The organism is Pseudomonas sp. GW821-FHT10C09, from assembly GCF_059415465.1.
Window position 1 is genome coordinate 22,591 of sequence record NZ_JBWKNG010000024.1, and the last position, 7,893, is coordinate 30,483.

Genomic DNA, 7,893 nt, shown 5'->3' on the forward strand with positions numbered 1-7,893 from the left:
ACCGCTCTATGCTCGCCCTCGGCAAACTGCTTGAACTGACCCTCGCCGGCCGCGAACCGGCGGAGAAGACTCAACTGACTGTCGAAGGCGTGCGGATGCGCTGGTTGAGCGAAGGTGCGCTGGAAGTCCGGCCACCTGAAGCGCGCGACAATGGCCTGGACCTGCTGCTGTCGGCCGGTATCCACGGCAACGAAACAGCGCCGATCGAGTTGCTCGATCGCCTGTTGCATGACATCGCTCGTGGCGACTTGAAACCACGCGCACGCATTCTGTTCCTGTTCGGCAACCCGGAAGCGATTCGCAAAGGCGAGCGCTTCGTCGAGCAGGACGTCAATCGGCTGTTCAACGGCCGTCATGAACAAAGCAGCGGCTCCGAAGCCTTGCGCGCTTGTGAGCTGGAGCGCCTGGCGGCGAGTTTCTTCAGCCTGCCGGATCGCCAGCGTCTGCACTACGACCTGCACACCGCGATTCGCGGCTCGAAAATCGAGCAGTTCGCCTTGTATCCGTGGAAGGAAGGTCGCCAGCATTCGCGTCAGGAACTGGCGCGCCTGCGTGCTGCCGGTATGGAAGCGGTGCTGTTGCAGAACAAGCCCTCCATCGTTTTCAGTTCCTACACTTACGACAAGCTGGGCGCCGAGTCCTTTACCCTTGAGCTGGGCAAGGCGCGGCCGTTCGGGCAGAACGCCGGGGTCAACGTTTCCCTGCTGGAAACCCGCCTGAAACAGATCATCGAAGGCACCGAGCCGGAACTGACCGAAGCGGCACTGGACGGTTTGCAGCTGTACAGCGTGGCGCGGGAAATCATCAAGCACAGCGACAGCTTCCGCTTGAACCTGCCGGCGGACATCGAGAACTTTTCCGAGCTGGAGGTGGGTTACCTGCTGGCGGAAGACATCGCCAATACCCGCTGGATCATCGAAGAGGAGGGCGCCCGGATTATCTTCCCGAACCCCAAGGTGAAGAATGGCTTGCGCGCCGGCATCCTGATCGTACCGACCACCGACGAAAACCTGGCCTGACCACAACACAAAACAAATGTGGGAGCGAGCCCGCTCGCGAAGGCGCCATAACAAACAACATCACCGTTGAATGTTAAACCGCTTTCGCGAGCAGGCTCGCTCCCACAGTTGGTTTGGGTGAAGTCAGAGACCTCACCCGGAACCAAGATTTTGGATTAAACAGCCATCGCACGCGGCTCACTACGACGCAACGCACGCATCTTGTGCAGCGTATCTGCGCACGTTTTCGCCGCTTCCTGGCCTTTGTGCAGGAAATGCTCGAAGAAGAACTTCTGGTGCTCTTCACCGGCATGGAAGTGGTGCGGGGTCAGGGATACCGAGAACACTGGCACTTCGGTTTCCAGTTGCACCTGCATCAGGCCACTGACCACCGACTGGGCGACGAACTCGTGACGGTAGATCCCGCCATCAACCACGAGGGCTGCGGCGACGATGCCGGCGTAACGGCCGGTCTTGGCCAGCAGCTTGGCGTGCAGGGGCATTTCAAAGGCGCCGCCGACCTCGAAGAAATCGATGTCCGATTCCTGATAACCCTGGGCAATCATTTCGCTCAAGAAGCCTTTACGGCTCTGATCGACGATTTCCTTGTGCCAGCAGGCCTGGATGAACGCAACGCGCTCGCCCTGATGGTTTTTGCTTTTGCTATCGATTGCGGTGGGTTGCATGTTCTGACTCCTGTTTATGGTTAAAACAGGGCATATGAATCGAATGGGATTTCAGGGTGCGCACGCTCGCACGAATGCGACAGACGGCCCTTTGGCGTCAATCCCGTTCTCTCTTCATCCGGACTATGACCGTCGGCCCCGGGATCACACCGGGTCTGCTGACCTTGTCGTCATGCACGGCCATTGCCGTGTCTGTCGCCAAGCGCTCGCGGGCTATGCGCATTGCGCGCAATTACCGCCGGTGGGGAGTTGCACCCCGCCCTGAGAACGTTTTGCCGTCAGATTGTCTGGCGGCGCAGCGTTTTTAACACATATTTGTGAGCCGCGCATCGCTGCTATCTGATGATTGTTATCGACTTTTTCGCTGGCTTGGGGTGTCTTTTGCGGCTCAAGGGTTGATTATTCGTGGTCATGACCGCAGTAATTCCTGACTGAAAGGGATTTTCCCTGCTTACCGAGGCCAGATTCATGAGCGTTATCGATCTTCGCAGCGACACCGTCACCCAACCCTCCGCCGGGATGCTCGACGCAATGGCCACAGCGGCCACCGGTGACGACGTTTATGGCGAGGATCCGACGGTCAACCTTCTTGAGGCCGAGCTGGCAAAACGACTGGGTTTCGCCGCAGCGCTGTTTGTGCCGACAGGCACCATGAGCAACCTGCTGGGGTTGATGGCGCATTGCGAGCGCGGCGAGGAATACATCGTCGGCCAACAGGCACACACCTATAAGTACGAAGGTGGCGGCGCGGCGGTGCTCGGTTCGATTCAGCCGCAGCCGCTGGAGCTGCAGGCCGATGGCTCAATGGACCTGGCTCAGGTGGCCGCCGCGATCAAACCGGACGATTTCCACTTCGCCCGCACCCGGTTGCTGGCGCTGGAGAACACCATGCAAGGCAAAGTGCTGCCGCTGGAGTATCTGGCGCGGGCCCGCAGCTTTACCCGTGAACAGGGCTTGCAACTGCACCTGGATGGCGCGCGACTCTACAACGCGGCGGTCAAACTGGGGGTTGATGCCAAGGAAATCACTCAGCACTTCGATTCCGTGTCGGTGTGCCTGTCCAAAGGCCTGGGCGCGCCGGTCGGTTCGGTGTTGTGCGGCTCGGTCGAGTTGATTGCCAAGGCGCGTCGTTTGCGCAAGATGGTCGGCGGCGGCATGCGTCAGGCCGGGATTCTGGCCGCGGCGGGCTTGTATGCCCTGGACAACAACGTCCAGCGCCTGGCCGACGACCACGCCAATGCGCAACTCTTGGCCGAAGGCCTGCGCGCAGCGGGTTACGACGTCGAACCGGTGCAGACCAACATGGTGTACGTGCAGATGGGCGACAAGGCCGAATCCATCAAGACGTTCGCTGCCGAACGCGGGATCAAGTTGAGCGCGGCAGGGCGTCTGCGTATGGTCACGCACATGGACGTCAGTCGTGAACAAATCGGGCAGGTCGTCGCGGCATTCGTCGACTTTTCGCGCAAGTGATAGCGTTAGCGCTCCAATTGACTGTTTCTATCGTATAAACACGCTGTACCCCGCGCGCAGGGCCGATATAATGCGGCCCTTTGCCGTCGCTTCGTCTGTTGACGTTTCGAACAGGCCTTTGGCCGCAGCCTCCGTGGAAGAACCTAATGAAAAGCGCAGAAATCCGTGAAGCCTTCCTTCGCTTCTTCGAAGAGCAAGGCCACACCCGTGTAGCCTCCAGCTCTTTGATTCCGGGCAACGACCCAACCCTGCTGTTCACTAACGCGGGGATGAACCAGTTCAAGGACTGCTTCCTGGGCCAGGAAAAACGTGCGTACACCCGCGCCACCAGCAGCCAGAAATGCGTACGCGCTGGCGGCAAAAACAGCGACCTGGAAAACGTCGGTTATACCGCTCGTCACCACACATTCTTCGAAATGCTCGGTAACTTCAGCTTCGGTGACTATTTCAAGCACGACGCAATTACCTTCGCCTGGACTTTCCTGACCGGCGTTTTGAAGCTGCCGAAGGAAAAACTCTGGGTCACCGTCTATGCCTCGGACGACGAAGCGTATGACATCTGGACCAAAGAAATCGGTGTGCCGGTCGAGCGCATGATTCGCATCGGCGACAACAAAGGCGCGCCTTACGCCTCCGACAACTTCTGGACCATGGGCGATACCGGCCCGTGTGGACCATGCACCGAGATTTTCTACGATCACGGCGATCACATCTGGGGCGGCCCACCGGGCTCGCCGGAAGAAGACGGCGACCGTTACATCGAGATCTGGAACAACGTGTTCATGCAGTTCAACCGCACCGCCGATGGCGTGTTGCATCCGTTGCCAGCGCCGTCGGTCGATACCGGCATGGGCCTGGAGCGGATCAGTGCGGTAATGCAGCACGTAAACTCCAACTACGAAATCGACCTGTTCAAGAACCTGCTGAGCGCGTCGGCCGATGCGATCGGCTGCGAAAATGGCGATCAGTCTTCGCTGAAAGTTGTTTCCGACCACATTCGTTCGTGCGGTTTCCTAATTGCTGATGGCGTGTTGCCGTCCAATGAAGGTCGCGGTTATGTACTGCGCCGGATCATTCGCCGCGCCTGCCGTCACGGTAACAAACTGGGCGCCACCGGCAGCTTCTTCTACAAGATCGTCGCGGCGCTGGTCGCCGAGATGGGCGAAGCCTTCCCTGAGCTGAAGAAGCAACAGAGCAACATCGAGCGAGTGCTCAAGGCCGAGGAAGAGCAGTTCTCCAAGACCCTGGAACACGGCCTGAAGATTCTCGAACAGGATCTGCTGGAACTCAAAGGCACCGTGGTGCCGGGCGATGTGGTGTTCAAGCTGTACGACACTTACGGTTTCCCGATGGACCTGACTGCGGACATCGCTCGCGAGCGCAACCTGACGGTCGACGAAGTCGGTTTCGAACGTGAAATGGAAGCCCAGCGGGTTCGCGCCCGTTCTGCCAGCTCCTTCGGTCTGGACTACAACACCTTGGTCAAGGTTGACGTGGCGACCGAATTCACAGGTTACAAGGCCACCAGCGGTTCGGCGAAAATTGTCGCTATCTATAAAGATGGCCAGTCGGTCGATGTGTTGAGTGAAGGCGAAGAGGGCGTGGTGGTTCTGAACCAGACGCCTTTCTACGCTGAATCCGGTGGCCAGATTGGTGACTGTGGTTATCTGCAAGCCGGCAACAGCCGCTTCGACGTACGCGATACCACCAAGACCGGCGGCGCCTTCCTGCACCACGGTGTATTGGCATCGGGCAGTCTGATCGTGGGCGCGCCGGTTGAAGCTCACGTCGAAGCCGACGTGCGTCACGCCACTTCGCTGAACCACTCGGCGACTCACTTGCTGCACGCCGCATTGCGTCAGGTGCTGGGCGATCACGTTCAGCAGAAAGGTTCGTTGGTCGACAGTCAGCGCCTGCGCTTCGACTTCAGCCACTTCGAAGCCATCAAGCCTGAGCAGTTGAAAGCACTGGAAGACATCGTCAACGCCGAGATCCGCAAGAACTCCGCGGTTGAAACCGAAGAAACCGACATCGAGACCGCCAAGAAGAAGGGCGCCATGGCGCTGTTCGGCGAGAAGTACGGCGACAACGTGCGTGTGCTGAGCATGGGCGGCGATTTCTCGGTTGAGCTGTGCGGCGGTATCCACGCCAACCGTACCGGCGACATCGGCCTGCTGAAAATCATCAGCGAAGGCGGTGTGGCATCGGGTGTGCGTCGTATCGAGGCCGTCACTGGCGCTGCGGCACTGGCCTACTTGAACGCGGCTGAAGAACAACTCAAGGAAGCGGCCAACCTGGTCAAGGGTAGCCGCGACAACCTGATCGACAAGCTGTCGGCTGTGCTGGAGCGCAACCGTCTGCTGGAGAAGCAACTCGAGCAGTTGCAAGCCAAGGCTGCCAGCGCGGCGGGCGACGATCTGTCGGCCGCAGCCCTGGACGTCAAAGGCGTGAAGGTACTGGCCGTGCGTCTGGACGGTCAGGATGGCAAGGCGCTGCTGGCGCTGGTCGATCAACTGAAAAACAAACTCGGCCGCGCAGTGATCCTGCTCGGCAGTGTCCATGAGGAAAAGGTCGTTCTGGTTGCAGGCGTAACCAAAGACCTGACTGGCCAACTCAAAGCCGGTGATTTGATGAAGCAAGCCGCTGCGGCAGTGGGCGGGAAGGGCGGTGGTCGTCCAGACATGGCGCAGGGCGGCGGTACAGACGCCGGCGCTCTGGATGCAGCATTGGCCCTGACCGTTCCATTTGTAGAGCAGGGTTTATAAGGCAGTGTGTCTGGCCCGCGGTCTAGTGGCGGGCCAGAACGCTGTTTGAGTGATTATTTGGGCGCCCTTCATGGGCAGAGGCGGCTTTGAAATGGCTTTGATCGTACAGAAATTTGGAGGCACCTCGGTCGGCACTGTCGAGAGAATCGAGCAGGTCGCCGACAAGGTTAAGAAATTCCGCGATGCCGGCGATGACCTGGTGGTTGTGCTGTCTGCAATGAGCGGCGAAACCAACCGTCTGATCGATCTGGCCAAGCAAATCAGTGGCGACGACCAACCGGTTCCCCGTGAGCTGGATGTGATCGTTTCCACCGGTGAGCAGGTGACGATTGCACTGTTGGCCATGGCGCTGATCAAGCGCGGCGTGCCAGCGGTGTCCTACACCGGTAATCAGGTGCGGATTCTGACCGATAGCGCGCACAATAAAGCGCGTATCTTGCAGATTGATGACCAGAAGATTCGTGGTGATCTGAAGGCCGGTCGCGTAGTGGTTGTCGCCGGTTTCCAGGGCGTCGACGAGCACGGCAACATCACCACCCTCGGTCGTGGCGGTTCCGACACCACCGGCGTGGCGCTGGCCGCAGCCCTGAAGGCTGATGAGTGCCAGATCTACACCGACGTCGATGGTGTCTACACCACCGACCCGCGTGTGGTGTCCGTGGCTCAGCGCCTGGAAAAGATTACCTTCGAAGAGATGCTGGAAATGGCCAGCCTCGGTTCCAAGGTACTGCAGATCCGTGCGGTCGAGTTTGCCGGCAAGTACAACGTTCCGCTGCGCGTACTGCACAGCTTCAAGGAGGGTCCGGGCACCCTCATTACTATTGATGAAGAGGAAACCATGGAACAGCCGATCATTTCCGGTATCGCATTCAACCGCGATGAAGCCAAGCTGACCATCCGTGGCGTGCCAGACATCCCGGGCGTTGCATTCAAGATTCTCGGCCCGATCAGTGCCGCGAACATCGAAGTCGACATGATCGTGCAGAACGTCGCGCACGATAACACCACCGACTTCACCTTCACCGTGCACCGCAACGACTACCAGGCGGCGCAAGCCGTGCTGGAAAAAACCGCTGGCGAGCTGGGTGCCCGTGAAGTCGTGGGCGACACCAAGATTGCCAAGGTATCGATCGTCGGCGTCGGCATGCGCTCCCACGCAGGCGTGGCCAGCCGCATGTTCGAATCCCTGGCGAAAGAAAGCATCAACATCCAGATGATCTCGACATCGGAAATCAAAGTCTCCGTTGTGATCGAAGAGAAGTACCTGGAACTGGCTGTGCGCGCTCTGCACACAGCTTTCGAACTGGACGCACCGGCCCGTCAGGGCGAGTGATGCGTTTGCCAAAGGGCGCGGTCTGACCGCGCCCTTTGTCTTTTTTTGAATGGCGCGGCCTAAAACTGTTCTTTTGCTCGCGCTGGTCAATACTCAGGCATGTAGGGCTGCGATCATTCCGGTTGTGGGTCGAATGCCTTTTTTTTGCAGACTGTTGTCCCTGAAATGAAATGCGTTAGGAGAAAGGTATGCTGATTCTGACCCGTCGGTGCGCAGAAAGCCTGATTATTGGTGATGGCGAAATCACCGTGACCGTGCTCGGCGTCAAAGGAAATCAAGTGCGTATCGGTGTGAACGCCCCGAAAGAGGTTGCTGTGCACCGTGAGGAAATTTACCTGCGTATAAAGAAAGAGAAGGACGAAGAACCAAGCCATTAATTTTTATCGTTTTTTATGTTTGCAAACGGGGAAAAGGTTGGTTAAGATACGCCCCGTGTTGCGGAGAGCTGGCCGAGTGGCCGAAGGCGCTCCCCTGCTAAGGGAGTACACCTCAAAAGGGTGTCGGGGGTTCGAATCCCCCGTTCTCCGCCATTATTTGCGTAGTACGTTGTAATCTGGCTTCTTCGGTAAGTTGTTGAAATTACTAGAAAAAGTGTTTGACATAGAGATTAGACGGCCTATAATGCGCGGCAACAAATG

The 7,893-nt window shown here is 58.4% G+C and carries 6 protein-coding genes, 1 tRNA gene and 1 riboswitch; of the genes, 6 read left to right on the forward strand and 1 reads right to left on the reverse strand.

Going from position 1 to position 7,893, the window contains the following annotated elements:
• Positions 1-8 precede the first annotated feature (8 nt).
• Positions 9-1,019, forward strand: coding sequence for a succinylglutamate desuccinylase (astE, locus tag AC07N8_RS23060; protein ID WP_493145953.1), 1,011 nt, complete (start codon positions 9-11; stop codon positions 1,017-1,019).
• 155 nt (positions 1,020-1,174) lie between these two features.
• Here the strand turns inward: astE and AC07N8_RS23065 are convergent, their stop codons facing one another.
• Positions 1,175-1,684: a 6,7-dimethyl-8-ribityllumazine synthase gene (locus AC07N8_RS23065; RefSeq protein WP_483841440.1), complete on the reverse strand. Its 510-nt coding sequence runs from the start codon at positions 1,682-1,684 to the stop codon at positions 1,175-1,177.
• Positions 1,685-1,785: 101 nt separating this feature from the next.
• A riboswitch (FMN riboswitch) is annotated at positions 1,786-1,957 on the reverse strand.
• 195 nt (positions 1,958-2,152) lie between these two features.
• Between AC07N8_RS23065 and ltaE the strand changes: the two genes are divergently transcribed.
• The 5 genes from ltaE (at position 2,153) to AC07N8_RS23090 (ending at position 7,785) form a co-directional block, all read left to right on the forward strand.
• Positions 2,153-3,157 (forward strand): low-specificity L-threonine aldolase, encoded by a 1,005-nt coding sequence (ltaE, locus tag AC07N8_RS23070; RefSeq protein WP_493145952.1) that lies wholly within the window; start codon positions 2,153-2,155, stop codon positions 3,155-3,157.
• Positions 3,158-3,303: 146 nt separating this feature from the next.
• Positions 3,304-5,922, forward strand: coding sequence for an alanine--tRNA ligase (gene alaS, locus AC07N8_RS23075; RefSeq protein WP_493145951.1), 2,619 nt, complete (start codon positions 3,304-3,306; stop codon positions 5,920-5,922).
• A gap of 91 nt (positions 5,923-6,013) precedes the next feature.
• Positions 6,014-7,255, forward strand: a complete 1,242-nt coding sequence (locus AC07N8_RS23080) for an aspartate kinase (protein WP_123432851.1) — start codon at positions 6,014-6,016, stop codon at positions 7,253-7,255.
• Between the two features lie 188 nt (positions 7,256-7,443).
• Entirely contained in the window at positions 7,444-7,632 is a 189-nt protein-coding gene (csrA, locus tag AC07N8_RS23085) for a carbon storage regulator CsrA (RefSeq protein ID WP_002554426.1), read from the forward strand.
• A 62-nt stretch (positions 7,633-7,694) separates the two neighbouring features.
• Positions 7,695-7,785: transfer RNA gene (locus AC07N8_RS23090), tRNA-Ser, on the forward strand.
• Positions 7,786-7,893 lie beyond the last annotated feature (108 nt).